This window comes from Thiemannella venezuelensis, assembly GCF_014203605.1.
Classification (GTDB): Bacteria; Actinomycetota; Actinomycetes; order Streptosporangiales; family Streptosporangiaceae; genus Planomonospora_A; species Planomonospora_A venezuelensis.
This window is the reverse complement of sequence record NZ_JACHJJ010000011.1, coordinates 81,872-96,971: the sequence shown is the minus strand read 5'-3', so window position 1 is coordinate 96,971 and position 15,100 is coordinate 81,872. Positions and strand designations below refer to the sequence as shown.

Genomic DNA, 15,100 nt, shown 5'->3' with positions numbered 1-15,100 from the left:
CCGGGGCGGGGGCGGTCGCGTTCCGGTGGCCGGTGACCCGGAGTGCGGGTTCACGTCCCCGGGGCCCCGGGTGCGGGCTCACCACGTCTTCAGGGGGCGCTCCGCCAGGCGGCTGCGGCGGTGGCCGTACCCGAAGTAGATCACGACGCCGATGAGCATCCAGGCCAGGAACCTCAGCCAGGTCTCCACCGGCAGGTTCAGCATCAGGTACAGGCAGGCCAGGACCGACAGGACCGGCACCAGCGGAACCAGCGGCGTGCGGAAGGACCGCGGCAGGTCGGGTCGGGTGCGGCGGAGGATCACCACCGCGAGCGAGACGACGACGAACGCGAAGAGCGTGCCGATGTTGACCAGTTCGGCGATCGTGGCGAGCGGGACCAGCCCTGCCAGGACCGCCACCACCGCGCCCAGCAGGATGGTGATCCGGTACGGCGTGCCGTACCGCGCGTGCACCCTGGCCAGCCCCCGGGGCAGCAGGTTGTCCCGGCACATCGCGAACATCACCCGCGACTGGCCCAGCATCAGGATCATCACGACCGTGGTCAGGCCGGCCAGCGCGCCGACGCTGATCAGCGAGGCCGCCCAGGTCTGGCCCACCGCCTTGAACGCGTCGGCGAGCGGGGCCGCCTCGCTGAGCTCCCGGTAGGGCTGCATGCCGACGACGACCAGGGAGACCGCCACGTACAGGACCGTGCAGACGGCGAGCGAGGAGAGGATGCCGACCGGCAGGTCCCGCTGCGGGTTCCGGGTCTCCTCCGCGGCGGTGGCGACCACGTCGAAGCCGATGTAGGCGAAGAACACGATCGCGGCGGCGCTGAAGACGCCGATGACGCCGAAGGCCACGGGGGTGATGCCGAACAGCACCTGGATCAGCGGCGCGGACAGTCCCTCGACGGCCGGCGTCGAGACGGCGGGCGGGATGAACGGGCGGTAGTTCTCCGCGTTCAGGAAGAACAGCCCCGCCACGATCACCAGCAGGATCACCGCCACCTTGATCGCCACCACGACGAGGTTGAGCCACGACGAGAGCTTGATCCCCATGACCAGCACCGCGGTGAGGACCAGCACGATGATCGCGGCGGGCAGGTTGAAGACCGGCGCCTCCCCGGCCAGCGCGGCGGGCAGGGGCATCCCGAGGGATTCCAGCAACGAGGTCAGGTAGCCCGACCAGCCGACCGCGACGACCGCGGCGCCGAGCATCATCTCCAGGATCAGGTCCCAGCCGATGATCCAGGCGGGGAACTCGCCCAGGGTGGCGAAGGAGAAGGTGTAGGCCGAACCCGCCACCGGGACCGTGGAGGCGAACTCGGCGTAGCAGAGCGCCGCCAGCGCGCAGACGACCGCCGCGACGGCGAACGACAGGGCGACCGCCGGCCCGGCCGTCTCCTTGGCGACCCGGCCGGTCAGCACGAAGATCCCGGTGCCCACGATGACGCCGATGCCGAAGACGGTCAGGTCGAGGGCGGTGAGCTCCTTCTTCAGCCGGTGCTCCGGAGCCTCGGTGTCGAGGATCGACTGCTCGACCGATTTCACGCGGAACATGCTCATCGGGCTTCCTCCGCTCTGCCGGGTCTTATTCCCGTTCCCCCTGATTCACAAGGAATGCAGATCGGAGGGGAGCACGGAGGAAGATCTCCCGGGGCTCCGGGCGGGAGGCAAGGCCGTCAGGCCGGCCCGGGGAAGGCGGCGAAGCCGTCCAGGAGCACCGCGAGGCCGAGCTCCAACAGCACGTCGAGATCGAGGTCGCAGCCGTCGTCGGCGAAGGAGCCCAGGACCTTGGCGAACACCGGGTAACGGCCCGAGGCGACCAGCGCGCCGAACGCGGCCCCCCGGGAGTCCACCCACTGGTCGTCGGTGAGACCGGTGGCGGCCTCGGCCTGCGCGCCCCGCTCCAGGTGGACCGCCAGGCCGTGGACGTAGGTGTAGAGCAGCAGGTGCAGGTTGAACGTGGTCTCCGGTTCGAACCCGCGCGCGTCGAGGGCGGCCAGCGCCCCTTCGTCGCGCTCAACCAGGCGCCGGCCACCGAGAACCCGGGCGGCCCGGCTCCCGGGGAGTCCGTCGACCGGGCCAAGAACGCGATCGCCCTCCAGGGCTGAGCATCCGCGGCCGGGCCCTCGCCCGGTGGACGCGGGGCGCACGTGCCGTGCCACGGGGTGAGGGCCCGATCATGCGAACTCGGGGTTCTCTAAGGGAAAGTCCGGATCTGCTCACAGAACTCGGAGGGCAGGATGGAGACATGCTCCTGGACATATTGGGCCAGTTGGACCCCTACCTGGTGGCCGCGGTGCTGGCGGCGGTGCTGACGCTGGACAACACGCTGCTGACCGGACTGGTGGTCCCCGCGGACGCCTCGATCATCCTGGCCGGGACCGCGCTCAGCGGACCCGGTGAGATCGCGCTGGTCGCGGCGGCGGGAACGCTCGGCTGCCTCCTGGGGGCCAGCGGCGGCTGGCTGCTCGGCCGCCGGTACGGCATGCGCGTGCGGCGCAGCAGGGCCGGGCGGTGGGTGGGCGAGCACCGCTGGGCCCGCGCCGAGCGGATCGCCACCGGCGCCGGCGGCGGGCCCGCGCTGGCCGCCGCCCACTTCCTGCCGGTGGTCAACTCGCTGACGCCGATCCTCGCCGGGGCCCTGGGCATGCCGTACCGGTACTTCATCCGCTGGGCGCTGGCGGGCGGCGCGGCCTGGGTGACGGTCTACCTGACGCTGGGCTCCCTGGCGGGCGGCTTCATGCGGGAGAACGCGCACCTGACGGTGCCGCTGGCCGCGTGCGCCGCCCTGCTGGCCGTGGGCCTGGCCGTCATCAGCCGGCGGACCCGCGCGGCCCGCGCGGCGGGCGGCTCCGCGCCCTCCGGGGCGGCCGGAGCCGCCCCGGAGGCCGGGATCAGCGCGCCGGGTGGTTCTCCAGAACCGGAGAGCGCTTCGCGACCGCCTCGGTGATCTCGCGGGCGATGTCCTGGGCGGTCAGGCCGATCTCACTGAGGATCTTCGCCCGCTTGGCGTGGTCCAGGAAGCGCTGCGGGATGCCGTAGGTGCGGACCGGGACGTCCACGTCGGCGTCGCGCAGCATCCGGGACACCGCGTCGCCCACGCCGCCGACCCGGCCGTTGTCCTCGACCACCGCGACCAGCTTGTGCACGCGGGCGGCGTCCGTCAGCGCCTCGTCCAGCGGCTTGACCCAGCGCGGATCCACCACGGTGGCGGAGATGCCCTGGGCGTCGAGCAGGGCGGCGGCCTCCAGGCAGAGCCCGGCCATCGGGCCGACCGCGACGAGCAGCACGTCGGGCTCGCCCGCGCGCAGCACGTCCATCCCGCCGAGGTTGCCGACGGCCTCGATCTCGGGGCCGACCGGGCCCTTGGGGAAGCGCACGACGGTGGGGCCGTCGTCGACCGCCACGGCCTCGGCGAGCAGCTCGCGCAGGCGCGGCTCGTCGCGCGGGACCGCGACCGACAGGCCGGGGACCACCTGCAGGATCGACAGGTCCCACATGCCGTTGTGGCTGGCGCCGTCGTCGCCGGTGACGCCCGCCCGGTCGAGGACGACCGTGACCGGCAGCCGGTGCAGGGCCACGTCCATCAGCAGCTGGTCGAAGGCCCGGTTGAGGAAGGTCGCGTAGACCGCCACGACCGGGTGCAGCCCGCCCAGGGCCAGGCCGGCGGCGCTGGTCAGCGCGTGCTGCTCGGCGATGCCGACGTCGTAGAGGCGGTCGGGGTAGGCCTCGGCGAACGGGATCAGGCCGGTCGGGCCGAGCATCGCGGCGGTGATCGCGACGATGTCCTGCCGCTCGGCGCCGAGCCGTACGATCTCCTGGCTGAACACGTTGGTCCAGCCGTGCGGCTTGGGCTTCTCCTCGCCGGTCAGCGGGTCGAAGACCCCGGGCGAGTGGAAGCAGTCCTCGCCGTGGTTCTCCGCGGGCGAGTAGCCGAAGCCCTTCTTGGTGAGCACGTGCACGATGACCGGGCGGCGGAAGGCCTGCGCCTTGCGCAGGGCGGCCTCCACCGCCTGCTCGTCGTGGCCGTCGACCAGCCCGATGTACTTCAGTCCGAGGTCCTCGAACATGACCTGCGGGGCCAGGACGTCCTTGATGCCCTTCTTGACGCCGTGCAGCGCGTCGTAGACGGGGGTGCCGACCACGGGCACCTTCGTCAGGTTGTCCTTGACGAAGTCGAGCACGTCCTCGTAGCGCCGGCTGGTGCGCAGCGAGGCCAGGTGGTTGGCCAGTCCGCCGATGGTCGGCGAGTAGGAGCGGCCGTTGTCGTTGACCACGATGATCAGCGGCAGGTCCTTCTGCCCGGCGATGTTGTTCAGCGCCTCCCAGGCCATGCCGCCGGTGAGGGCGCCGTCGCCGATCACCGCGACGACGGAGCGGTCGCTCTCGCCGCGCAGCTTGTAGGCCTTGGCCAGGCCGTCGGCGTACGACAGCGCGGTGGAGGCGTGGGAGTTCTCGATGATGTCGTGCTCGGACTCGGCCCGGCTCGGGTAGCCCGACAGCCCGCCCTCCTGGCGGAGCGTGTCGAAGCGCCCCGCGCGGCCGGTGAGCATCTTGTGGACGTAGGCCTGGTGACCGGTGTCCCACAGGATGCGGTCGCGCGGCGAGTCGAAGACGCGGTGCAGCGCGATGGTCAGCTCCACCACGCCCAGGTTCGGGCCCAGGTGCCCGCCGGTGCGGGCGGTGGCGCCGACGAGCAGGTCCCTGATCTCCGCGGCGAGCAGTGGCAGCTCGTCCGCTCCCAGCAGCTTGAGGTCCCGTGGTCCCTTGACCGACTCCAGGAGGCTGCCAGGCCGTCCGGTCCGCTCACTCACGGAATCATCCCCTCTGTCCAGTCATCGTCTCCAGCGAGTCTAGTTCGCCGATGAAGCGGTGTTCCCAGCAAGAGGGAAGTGCACGGTTTATTCACACTTGCCATAATCTTTGCTCACCATGAACGTGCCCCCCTCCGGTCTCCTCCCGTCACTCGTCCTGGCCTGCGTGGCTCTGGTACCGGTGGCGGGTCTTCCGGCGGCGGGTCTTCCCTCGGCGGACGGCGGCGAGGCCGGGGTGGTGGCCGTCTCGGGCGTCAAGGCCTTCCAGGGGCGGACGGTGGCGCACGGCAGGCCGGCCGCGACGGCCAATCCCCTCTACCGCACCGGCCCGATGCCCTCCGTCCGGTGTTCGGCCGGGACGATCCGCCCGGGCAGCGCGGCTTCCTACCGGAGCTTCATGACCCGCGTCAACCGGTGCCTGGGGCGGGCGTGGGCGGCCCAGTTCAAGAAGGCCGGGCTGCCCTTCAGCCCGCCGCGGCTGCGCTTCGTGAGCTCCCGGGTGAGCAGCCCCTGCGGAGGCTGGCCCGCCGGTGCGGGCGGCTACTACTGCTCCGGCAACCGCACCATGTACATCGGCGTGACCCGCAAGGTGCTCAAGAACCCCTACGGCCCGAACCACGCGCAGTTCATGGCCCACGAGTACGCCCACCACGTCCAGCAGCTCGCCGGCATCCTGCCGTACTACGGCCAGGTCGCCTGGCGCGCCAAGGGCTCGGCGAGGCTCGCGCTCTCCCGCCGCCTGGAGCTGCAGGCCGACTGCCTGGCCTCGGCCTTCCTGCACGGGGCCGCCGCCGACCTGGAGGTCACCCGCGAGCACTGGGACGCCATGATCGAGTGGACCGCCGAGAACGGCCACAAGACCTGGCCGACCAACGACCACGGCAAGGGCCGCAGCCAGGCGTTCTGGATGCAGCGCGGGTTCCGTTCCGGCTCCCCGGCCTCGTGCAACACCTGGACCGCCACCGGCCGCAGCGTCTCCTGACCCGATCCGGGGCCGGGCGGGCTCCACGCCGTCCCGCTTTCCCTGCGTGACCATACGAGAAAGTCAGCTTTACCAAGCTTTTACCCTGCAATATGGTTCATGACCATGCGTATTCCATTTATCGCACTGTTGTCCGGTGTGCTGGCGAGCCTGCTGTTCGCGGGCACGGCCGCCGCCGGCGCCGCCGGTCAGGCCGGGCCGGTGCCGACCGGAAGCAGGGCACTGACCGATAACCCGATCTACAAGACCGGGAAGCTCGACCTCAAGACGTGCGAGGAGCAGCGCGTCATCCCCGACGACCTCGACTCCTCGCGGGTCTACCTCGAGTTCGTGCTGGACTGCCTCAACGACTCCTGGGAGAGGCAGTTCGCCAAGGCGAAGCTGCCCTTCTCCAAGCCCAGGTTCGAGACCACCCACCGCATCGGCTTCCCCACCGGGTGCGGCCCGTTCCCCAAGGGCGCCCAGGCGATCTACTGCTCGACCAACAAGAAGATCACCTTCCTGCTCAGCCCGGGTATCCTGCGCGAGGCCACCGAGCTGTTCCTGTTCCAGGTGATGGCCCATGAGTACGGCCACCACGTGCAGGAGCTCTCCGGGATCTTCCCGGCCTTCCGCAAGAAGCACGCCAAGACCAAGAGCATGCGGGCCGTCCTGCCCGACCTCCGCAGGTCCGAACTCCAGGCCGAGTGCCTGAGCGGCGTCTTCATCGGCAGTGTCTGGCACTCCCTGAACCGCCGGGAGTCGGACTTCACCTACGTCCTCGAGGCCGCCTACGACACCTCCAGCCACGGCAAGGCGTCCAGCATCGCCTACTGGCTGCGGCGCGGCTTCGACCAGGAGGGCCCCGGCGCCTGCAACACCTGGGCCGCCCCCAAGTCCAAGGTCTCCTGACCTCCCGGGATCTTCCCGGCCTCCCGAACGCTCCGGAGCCACCCGCCGTCGCCCCACAGCCCGCGGCGGGTGGCTCTCGTCTTCCCGGTACGGCCGCTCTTGCCGGTACGGCCGGCTCCCCTCAGGAGCCCGCGCGGGCGAGGACCTCCAGCGGGTCGGCGAGGACCTGGGAGAAGGCCAGCTCGGCGGCGCCGACCAGGGTGGCGTCATCGCCGAGGGCCGAGACGCGCAGGCGCAGGTGCTCACGGACCGGGGGGAGGGCGTCGGTCGCGAGGCGGCTGCGGACCTGGGCCGCGGAGCCGAGGTAGACCTCGCGGAGCATCCCCCCGAAGACGACCATCTCGGGGTTGAAGATGTTGACCAGGTTGGCGACGCCCAGACCGAGCCAGTCGCCGACCCGCTTCAGCGCCGCCTGGGCCACGATGTCGCCGCGGTCGGCGGCGTCGACCACGGCGCGGACGGCGTCCCTGCCGACCAGCGCGCCGGCGCCGTCGAAGCGCCCGGCGGCCTCCAGCAGGGCCCGCTCCCCCACCTCGGCCTCCAGGCAGCCGAGCGAGCCGCAGCCGCAGGAGCGGCCCCTGGGATTGACGATCATGTGCCCGACCTCGCCGCCGAAGCCCTGGTGGCCGCCGAGCAGGGTGCCGCCCGCGATCACGCCGCCGCCCACGCCCACGTCCCCGTGGAGGTAGACGAGGTCGCGGCAGCCGGATCCGGCACCGCGGGCGTGCTCGGCCAGCGCCGCGAGGTTGGCGTCGTTGCCGACCGCCACGGGCAGGCCGAGGCCGAGGCGGCGGGCCATCTCCTCGCCGAACGGCACGTCGACCGAGCCCATGTTCGGCCCGAACCGCACGACGCCGTCGTCCCGGGCCACTCCCCCGGAGAAGGCCGCGGCGACCCCGACGCAGACCGTGTCGGGGCGGGTCTTGCGGTGCATCTGCCGGGCGAAGGCGGCCAGCGGGGCGGCCACCTCCTCCAGCGAGAAGGGCCCGCGCCGCCGTACCGCCTCGCGCCGGTCGAGGATCGTGCCGCCCAGGCCGACGCGGGCGGCGACCAGCCGGTCGACGCCCACGTCCAGGGCGAACACGTAGACCCGCGCCGACTCCGGGCGGACCACCAGCGAGGGGCGCCCGGCCCGGCCGGTCTCCCTCGGGAGCTCCTCCCGGACCAGGCCCGCGGCGGTGAGGTCGGCGGTGAGGGCCATGATGGTGCTGCGGTTGAGCCCCATCCGGCTGGTGAGCTCCGCGCGCGAGGTCGGCCCGCCCAGGTGGACGTGGCGCAGCAGGGCGCCGAGGTTGTGGCGCCTGATCTCCTCCTGTGAGGGACCGGCTCGCATCGCGTGGTGTTCCTTCGGTGGATCGGGGTCGATGGTCACCTTAGACCAGCGGCGGCGGCACGCTTGCGGGACAGCGCGTCCACGCCCGCGGCCAGGAGCAGCACGGATCCGGTGACGATGTACTTCACGCCGGAGCTGTAGCCCATCAGGCCCATGCCGTTCTCGATGACCGCGACCACCGCGCCGCCCAGGACCGCGTCCAGCACCCGGCCCTTGCCGCCGAAGAGGCTGGTCCCGCCGATCACGGCCGCGCCGACGGCGTAGAGCAGCACGTTGCTGCCGCCGGTGTTGGGGTCGACCGAGCTGGCCCGGGAGGCGGCGATGACGCCGCCGACCGCGGCCAGGGTGGAGCAGATCATGAAGGCGCTGATCTTCATCCGGTCCACGTTGATGCCCGCCCGGCGCGCGGCCTCGGCGTTGCCGCCGACCGCGTACAGGTGCCGGCCGAACCCGGTGCGGCGCAGCACGAACGTCAGGACCAGCAGGAGCACGACGATGATCGGGACGACGACCGGCACGCCCTTGAGCGAGACCACCGCGGCGTTGCGGCTGCGCTCCAGGTTGAGGAAGTAGACGGCGAGCCCGCCCAGGACGGCCAGCGCCCCCACCCGGACCGCGATCAGCGAGACGGGGTCGGCGGCCAGGCCGCGCCCGGTGCGCTTGCGCGCGCGCAGCAGCTGCAGGGCGGCGTAGCCGACGACCCCTGCGGCCAGCAGGCCCCAGCCCAGCGCCGGCGGCAGGTACTTGTTGGAGATCGCCAGGATCGTCTCGTCCCGGATGGAGATGTTCGTGCCGCCCTTGACCAGCAGCAGCACCAGGCCCTGGAAGCCGAGGAAGGCGGCGAGCGTCACCACGAAGGACGGGATGCCGAGCTTGGCGACCAGCGTGCCGATGACCGTGCCGATCACGACGCCGGTGAGGATGGCCGCGCCCACCGCCGCGTACCAGGGCAGGCCCTGGTCGGTGAGCATGATCGCGAGCACCGCCGCGCAGACGCCGCTGGCGAAGCCCGCCGACAGGTCGATCTCGCCGAGCAGGAGCACGAAGACCAGGCCCATGGCGATCACGGTGACCGCCGCGCCCTGGGTGAACAGGTTGGCGAAGTTGCCCGAGGTCAGGAAGGCGGGCTTCAGGATCGAGAAGACCGTGCAGAGCACGACCAGGCCGAACACCGCGGGCAGCGCGCCCATGTCGCCGCCCCGGACCCGCTCGGCGTAGCCGCGGACGTTCGAGCCGATCGAGCGGGACTCGGCCCGGGGGGCCTTGAGGGTGGTGGTCATGCCGGAACTCCGTTGGTGAGGCCGAGGTCCCCGCTCCGGCCGGAGGTGATCAGTTCGACGACCTGCGCGTGGGTGACCTCGGAGGTCTTCACCTGGGCCGCCATCCGGCCCAGGTAGAGGGCGGCGATCCGGTCGGACACTGCGAACACGTCGTTCATGTTGTGGGAGATGAGCACCACGGCCAGTCCCTGGTCGGCGAGGCGGCGGACCAGCTCCAGCACCTGCGCGGTCTGGGCGACGCCGAGCGCCGCGGTGGGCTCGTCGAGGATGACGACCTTGCTGTTCCAGAGCACGGCCTTGGCGATGGCGACCGTCTGGCGCTGGCCGCCGGAGAGGCTGGAGACGTGCTGGCGGATGGACTTGACGGTCTTGACCGACAGGCTCTGCAGGGTCTTGGCCGCCATCTCCTCCATGGTGTCCTCGTCGAGGACGAGGCCGCGCTTGTGCTCGCGTCCGAGGAACATGTTCTGGACGATGTCGAGGTTGTCGCAGAGCGCCAGGTCCTGGTAGACGATCTCGATCCCCAGGGCGGCGGCGTCGCGCGGAGAGTGGACCTGGACGGGCTTGCCCTCGAAGAAGTACGAGCCGGAGTCGATGGGGTGGATGCCGCCGACGCACTTGACGAGGGTGGACTTGCCGGCGCCGTTGTCGCCGACCAGCGCGGTCACCTCTCCGGGGTAGACGGAGAAGGAGACGTCGTGCAGGACCTGGACGGGACCGAAGCTCTTGTCGATCCCGCGGAGTTCCAGTACGGGGGTCATGAAGGTGCTCCTCGGGGGCGGGGGTACGGCCGGCGGAGGGGTGGCCGGCCGTACCCCACGGCGCGTTACTGGATTCCGGCCTCGGTGCACTTGGCGGCGAAGTCGCCGGTGCACAGCTCTTCCTTGGTCACGAAGCCGTCGGCGACGACGTCCTTGACGTTCTCGAAGAAGATCGCCTGCGGGTCGAGCAGGACGGCGGGAACGTCGGCGCCGCTCTCGGTGTCCTTGACCGAGCCGCTCGCCGCGGGCTTCTCGCCCTTGGCCAGGCCGATGGCGAGCGCGGCCGCCGCGTCGGCCTCCTTCTTGATCGCCTTGTAGACCGTCATGCACTGGTCGCCGGCGAGGATGTTCTGCAGGCCCTGCACGGTGGCGTCCTGGCCGGTGACCGGGACCTTGCCGTTGAGGTTGTTCTTCTTCAGCACCGTGATGGCGGCGTTGCCGAGGCCGTCGTTGGCGGCCAGCACGCCGGCGATCTTCGGCTGCTCGGTGAGCATCTGCTCGAAGATCGTGCCCGCCTGGGCGTTGTCCCAGTCCGGAACCGACTGGTCCGGGCCCTTGACGTACTCGCCCGAGTCGTACTTGGCCTTGAGCACGCCGTCGTAGCCGTTCTTGAACAGCGTGGCGTTGTTGTCGGTCGGCGAGCCGTTGAGCTCGGCGACGATCGGCTTCTCGGCCTTCTTGTCGGTGAGGCACTTCACCAGGCCCTCACCCTGCAGGGTGCCGACCTTGGTGTTGTCGAAGCTCACGTAGTAGGAGGCGCCGCCGTTCAGGGTGAGGCGGTCGTAGTCGATGGTGGCCACGCCCTGCGCCTTGGCCTTGTCGAGCACGGCCTTGCCGGTGCCGCTGTCCAGGTTGACGATCATCAGGACGGTGGCCCCGTTGGTGATCATCTGGTCGGCGATGGTCTGGAACTGGTTCTTGTCGCCCTGGGCGTTCTGGATGTCGTAGGCCACGCCCGCGGCCTTGAACGCCTCCTCCAGGTACTTGCGGTCCGCGGTCTCCCAGCGGGCGGAGGACTTGCTGTCCGGCAGGATGACGCCGACCTTGCCGGCCGCGGGCTGGCTCGCCGCACCGGACGGAGCGGCGCTGGTCTGGGCGCCGGTGTCGCCGCCCTCTCCCCCGCAGGCGGTGAGACCGAGGGTCATCGCCGCGGCGGCGGCGGTCAGGCTGAGGATCCCCTTGCGCATGGTGCACGGGTCCTTTCTTCGAGAACTTCGAGAAGTGGGGGGTCGGGAAGTGCGGCATGCCGAGTTCACCGGTACGGCCCGCCGGGTTGCGGCTCGCCGTACCGTTGAATGTTGTTTGCGGCAACGTATTCCGCACTGGCCAGGAACACCAGACCCTCAGCAGGTAAAGTTTGTTGTCGGCGGTAACAATCCAGAAACGCGGCCTTAACCGAGGGTGCCGCGTACGATCAGCGCCAGGGCGGAGAGCGCGGCCACCACCAGGATCCCGGCCCTGACACGTCCTCCGTCGAGGTAGCGGCGCAGCGGCCCCGAGACCAGGAAGCCCAGGACCAGGCAGGGGATCAGCGTCGCCCCGAACACCACCGCCCGCGCCGGCAACCGGTCCAGGAGGGCGAGGACGGCCAGCGACTGCGCGGCGCTGAGGAAGAAGAACATCGCGAGGGTGGCCCTGATCTGGGGGCCCTTGGCGTCCTGGTAGACCAGTGCCATCGGCGGCCCGCCGATCCCGGTCGCGGTGCCGGTGACCCCCGAGACGAACCCGGCGCCGGCCAGGGTCGCCGGGTTGCGCGGCACGGCCGCCGCCCGCGCGGTGAGCGCCACCGCCGCCAGCACCATCACGCCCACCAGGACGCCCAGCGCCCGCGTGGAGACGTAGAGGACCACCAGGCCGCCCAGGAGGGTGCCCGGCAGCCTGCCCAGCAGCCCGAAGCCGAGCCCGCGCCAGTCCACCCTGCGCCACTCCGCCAGGAGGGTGAACAGCGGCAGGGTGACGTTCACGACCTGGATGGCTCCCGGCATCGCGGAGGGCGCCAGCATAGTGATCATCGGTGCCGCCACCAGGCCCAGCCCGAACCCGACCGCCCCCTGGACGACCGCCCCCGCAAAAACCGATAGACCAGCCAGAACAAGTACGAAAACTTCATCGCCCATGGACGAGACCGTAGTCCCGGGGCCTCACGCCCCGCCCTCGCGCACCCGTCACCGGGCGTGCTCCCGCGGGGCCGCGCCGTCCGGCCGCGCCCCGGGGCGGCCGGACGGGGAAAAGGCGGGACCGCCCGGCGAAGGTTCGCCGGGCGGTCCCGTTTCCGCGTCCTCCGGCTCAGCCCTTGGCGAGCAGGGAGCGCAGGACGTACTGCATGATGCCGCCGTGCCGGTAGTAGTCGGCCTCGCCCGGCGTGTCGATGCGCACGACCGCCTGGAACTCCTTCTCACCGGCCCTCACGGTCACGGTGCGCGGGATGCCGCCCTTGTTGAGCTCCTCGACACCGGTGATGTCGAAGGTCTCCTCACCGGTCAGGCCCAGCGAGGCCGCGGTCTCGCCCTCGGGGAACTGCAGCGGCAGCACGCCCATGCCGATCAGGTTGGAGCGGTGGATACGCTCGTAGGACTCGGCGATGACGGCGCGGACGCCGAGCAGCGCGGTGCCCTTGGCCGCCCAGTCGCGCGAGGAGCCGGAGCCGTACTCCTTGCCGGCCAGGACGACGAGCGGGATGCCCGCGGCCTGGTAGTTGGCCGAGGCGTCGTAGATGAAGCTCTGCGGGGCGCCCTCGACGGTGAAGTCGCGGGTGTAGCCGCCCTCCACGCCGTCGAGCAGCAGGTTCTTCAGGCGGATGTTGGCGAAGGTGCCGCGGATCATCACCTCGTGGTTGCCGCGGCGGGAGCCGTAGGAGTTGAAGTCCTTGACCTCGACGCCGTTGGCGCGCAGGTACTCCGCGGCCGGGGTGCCCGGCTTGATGGAGCCGGCCGGGGAGATGTGGTCGGTGGTGACCGAGTCGCCGAGCTTGGCCAGCACCCGGGCGCCGGTGATGTCGGTGACGGGCTCCGGCTGGGCGGGCATGCCGTCGAAGTAGGGGGCCTTGCGGACGTAGGTCGAGGCCGGGTCCCACTCGAAGGTGTCGCCGGTCGGGATCGGCAGCGACTGCCAGGTCTCGTCGCCCTTGAACACGTCGGCGTAGTCGCGCAGGAACATGTCCTGGTCGATCGAGGCGCCGACGACCTCGGAGACCTCCTCCGGCGAGGGCCAGATGTCCTTGAGGAAGACCGGCTCGCCGTCGGCGCCGGTGCCGAGCGGCTCGGTGTTCAGGTCGAGGTCCATGGTGCCCGCGAGCGCGTAGGCGACCACCAGCGGCGGCGAGGCCAGGTAGTTCATCTTGACGTCGGGGTTGATCCGGCCCTCGAAGTTGCGGTTGCCGGAGAGCACCGCGGTGACGGCGAGGTCGTTCTCCTGGATGGCGGCCGAGATCTCCTCGTCCAGCGGGCCGGAGTTGCCGATGCAGGTGGTGCAGCCGTAGCCGACCAGGTTGAAGCCGATCTTGTCGAGGTACGGCTGCAGGCCCGAGCGCTCGAAGTAGCCGGTGACGACCTGGGAGCCGGGGGCCAGCGAGGTCTTGACCCACGGCTTGCGGGTCAGGCCCTTCTCCACCGCGTTCCTGGCCAGCAGGGCGGCGCCCATCATGACGTACGGGTTGGAGGTGTTGGTGCAGCTCGTGATGGCCGCGATGGTGACCACGCCGTGGTCGATCTCGAAGCCCGTGCCGTCGGCCAGCGTGACCGCGACCGGCTTGTGCGGGCGCAGGCCCTCGGCGCGGGCGTTGGAGGCCGGGGCGTCGGAGGCCGGGAAGCTCTCCTGGCTGGCCTCGTCCACCCCGTCGCCGTCGAAGTCGGCGACGTAGTTGCGCACGTCGCGGCGCCAGGTCTCCTTGGCCGCCGACAGCGCGATGCGGTCCTGCGGGCGCTTGGGACCGGCGATCGACGGGACCACGGTGGCCAGGTCCAGCTCGATGTACTCGGAGAAGACCGGCTCCTCGGCCGACGGGTCCAGCCACAGGCCCTGAGCCTTGGCGTAGGCCTCGGTCAGCGCGACCTGCTCGTCGGAGCGGCCGGTGAGCCTCAGGTAGGTGATCGTCTCGCCGTCGATCGGGAAGATCGCGCAGGTCGAGCCGAACTCGGGGCTCATGTTGCCGATGGTGGCGCGGTTGGCCAGCGGCACGCTGGAGACGCCCTCGCCGTAGAACTCGACGAACTTGCCGACGACGCCGTGCTTGCGCAGCATCTCGGTGATGGTGAGCACCAGGTCGGTGGCGGTGGCCCCGGCCGGGAGCTTGCCCGTCAGCTTGAAGCCGACCACGCGCGGGATCAGCATGGAGATCGGCTGGCCGAGCATCGCGGCCTCGGCCTCGATGCCGCCGACGCCCCAGCCGAGCACACCGATGCCGTTCTCCATCGTGGTGTGGGAGTCGGTGCCGACGCAGGTGTCGGGGTAGGCCTTGCCGTCGCGGATCATGACCACGCGGGCGAGGTGCTCGATGTTCACCTGGTGCACGATGCCGGTGCCCGGCGGGACGACCTTGAACTCGTCGAAGGCGGTCTGGCCCCAGCGCAGGAACTGGTAGCGCTCGCGGTTGCGCTCGTACTCCCGCTCGACGTTGCGCCGGAAGGAGTCCGGGCCGCCGAAGAAGTCGACGATGACCGAGTGGTCGATGACCATCTCGGCCGGAGCCAGCGGGTTGATCCTGGCCGGGTCGCCGCCGAGGTCGCGGACGGCCTCGCGCATGGTGGCCAGGTCCACGACGCAGGGCACGCCGGTGAAGTCCTGCATGATCACTCGGGCCGGGGTGAACTGGATCTCCACGCTCGGCGCGGCGGACGGGTCCCACTGGCCCAGCGCCCGGATGTGGTCGGCGGTGATGTTCGCGCCGTCCTCGGTGCGGAGCAGGTTCTCCAGCAGGATCTTCAGGCTGTACGGGAGGCGTCCCGACCCCTCGACGGCGTCCAGCCGGTAGATCTCGTAAGCCGCGTCACCGACGCGGAGCGTGTCACGGCTGCCGAAGCTGTTCGCGGACACGATTCGCCTCCCTCATCACC

At 71.0% G+C, this 15,100-nt stretch carries 12 protein-coding genes; 3 read left to right on the top strand and 9 right to left on the bottom strand.

The features are described 5' to 3' along the window. Window positions 1-78 precede the first annotated feature (78 nt). Both FHS22_RS17755 and FHS22_RS17750 read right to left on the bottom strand, forming a co-directional pair. Entirely contained in the window at window positions 79-1,548 is a 1,470-nt protein-coding gene (locus FHS22_RS17755; RefSeq protein WP_184943043.1) for an amino acid permease, read from the bottom strand. A 116-nt stretch (window positions 1,549-1,664) separates the two neighbouring features. Further along, complete coding sequence (locus FHS22_RS17750; RefSeq protein WP_184943042.1) at window positions 1,665-2,150, bottom strand: TetR/AcrR family transcriptional regulator C-terminal domain-containing protein; 486 nt, start codon at window positions 2,148-2,150, stop codon at window positions 1,665-1,667. A gap of 86 nt (window positions 2,151-2,236) precedes the next feature. Here FHS22_RS17750 and FHS22_RS17745 point away from each other — a divergent pair, with 86 nt between their 5' ends. Further along, window positions 2,237-2,938, top strand: coding sequence for a DedA family protein (locus tag FHS22_RS17745; RefSeq protein WP_184943040.1), 702 nt, complete (start codon window positions 2,237-2,239; stop codon window positions 2,936-2,938). Here the strand turns inward: FHS22_RS17745 and dxs are convergent. Then, entirely contained in the window at window positions 2,883-4,802 is a 1,920-nt protein-coding gene (dxs, locus tag FHS22_RS17740; RefSeq protein WP_184943038.1) for a 1-deoxy-D-xylulose-5-phosphate synthase, read from the bottom strand. The genes FHS22_RS17745 and dxs overlap by 56 nt on opposite strands. 118 nt (window positions 4,803-4,920) lie before the next feature. Between dxs and FHS22_RS17735 the strand changes: the two genes are divergently transcribed. Together FHS22_RS17735 and FHS22_RS17730 are read left to right on the top strand one after the other, a co-directional pair. Continuing rightward, entirely contained in the window at window positions 4,921-5,784 is an 864-nt protein-coding gene (locus FHS22_RS17735; RefSeq protein WP_184943037.1) for a neutral zinc metallopeptidase, read from the top strand. A gap of 105 nt (window positions 5,785-5,889) precedes the next feature. Beyond that, window positions 5,890-6,675, top strand: coding sequence for a neutral zinc metallopeptidase (locus FHS22_RS17730; RefSeq protein ID WP_184943035.1), 786 nt, complete (start codon window positions 5,890-5,892; stop codon window positions 6,673-6,675). A gap of 121 nt (window positions 6,676-6,796) precedes the next feature. Here the strand turns inward: FHS22_RS17730 and FHS22_RS17725 are convergent, their stop codons facing one another. The 6 genes from FHS22_RS17725 to acnA form a co-directional block, all read right to left on the bottom strand. After that, window positions 6,797-8,008 carry an ROK family transcriptional regulator gene (locus FHS22_RS17725; RefSeq protein WP_184943033.1) on the bottom strand — a complete coding sequence of 404 codons (1,212 nt, stop codon included), beginning with the start codon at window positions 8,006-8,008 and terminating at the stop codon, window positions 6,797-6,799. Between the two features lie 35 nt (window positions 8,009-8,043). Next, window positions 8,044-9,288 carry a sugar ABC transporter permease gene (locus tag FHS22_RS17720; RefSeq protein ID WP_184943031.1) on the bottom strand — a complete coding sequence of 415 codons (1,245 nt, stop codon included), beginning with the start codon at window positions 9,286-9,288 and terminating at the stop codon, window positions 8,044-8,046. Next, window positions 9,285-10,049: an ATP-binding cassette domain-containing protein gene (locus tag FHS22_RS17715; RefSeq protein WP_184943029.1), complete on the bottom strand. Its 765-nt coding sequence runs from the start codon at window positions 10,047-10,049 to the stop codon at window positions 9,285-9,287. The genes FHS22_RS17720 and FHS22_RS17715 overlap by 4 nt, the downstream gene beginning before the upstream one ends. A gap of 65 nt (window positions 10,050-10,114) precedes the next feature. Beyond that, window positions 10,115-11,236: a sugar ABC transporter substrate-binding protein gene (locus tag FHS22_RS17710; protein WP_184943027.1), complete on the bottom strand. Its 1,122-nt coding sequence runs from the start codon at window positions 11,234-11,236 to the stop codon at window positions 10,115-10,117. Between the two features lie 204 nt (window positions 11,237-11,440). Continuing rightward, window positions 11,441-12,166, bottom strand: a complete 726-nt coding sequence (locus FHS22_RS17705; protein WP_184943025.1) for a sulfite exporter TauE/SafE family protein — start codon at window positions 12,164-12,166, stop codon at window positions 11,441-11,443. Between the two features lie 169 nt (window positions 12,167-12,335). After that, the gene (acnA, locus tag FHS22_RS17700; RefSeq protein WP_184943024.1) at window positions 12,336-15,080 is read right to left on the bottom strand and encodes an aconitate hydratase AcnA; all 2,745 of its coding nucleotides are present in this window, start codon (window positions 15,078-15,080) and stop codon (window positions 12,336-12,338) included. Between the last annotated feature and the right edge of the window lie 20 nt (window positions 15,081-15,100).

Coding starts and splice junctions, on each gene's coding strand:
- FHS22_RS17725 (WP_184943033.1), bottom strand. CDS start 8,008: ATGCGAGCCGGTCCCTCACAGGAGGAGATCAGGCGCCACAACCTCGGC.
- FHS22_RS17715 (WP_184943029.1), bottom strand. CDS start 10,049: ATGACCCCCGTACTGGAACTCCGCGGGATCGACAAGAGCTTCGGTCCC.
- FHS22_RS17745 (WP_184943040.1), top strand. CDS start 2,237: ATGCTCCTGGACATATTGGGCCAGTTGGACCCCTACCTGGTGGCCGCG.
- FHS22_RS17730 (WP_184943035.1), top strand. CDS start 5,890: ATGCGTATTCCATTTATCGCACTGTTGTCCGGTGTGCTGGCGAGCCTG.
- FHS22_RS17735 (WP_184943037.1), top strand. CDS start 4,921: ATGAACGTGCCCCCCTCCGGTCTCCTCCCGTCACTCGTCCTGGCCTGC.
- FHS22_RS17720 (WP_184943031.1), bottom strand. CDS start 9,288: ATGACCACCACCCTCAAGGCCCCCCGGGCCGAGTCCCGCTCGATCGGC.
- FHS22_RS17755 (WP_184943043.1), bottom strand. CDS start 1,548: ATGAGCATGTTCCGCGTGAAATCGGTCGAGCAGTCGATCCTCGACACC.
- FHS22_RS17705 (WP_184943025.1), bottom strand. CDS start 12,166: ATGGGCGATGAAGTTTTCGTACTTGTTCTGGCTGGTCTATCGGTTTTT.
- FHS22_RS17710 (WP_184943027.1), bottom strand. CDS start 11,236: ATGCGCAAGGGGATCCTCAGCCTGACCGCCGCCGCCGCGGCGATGACC.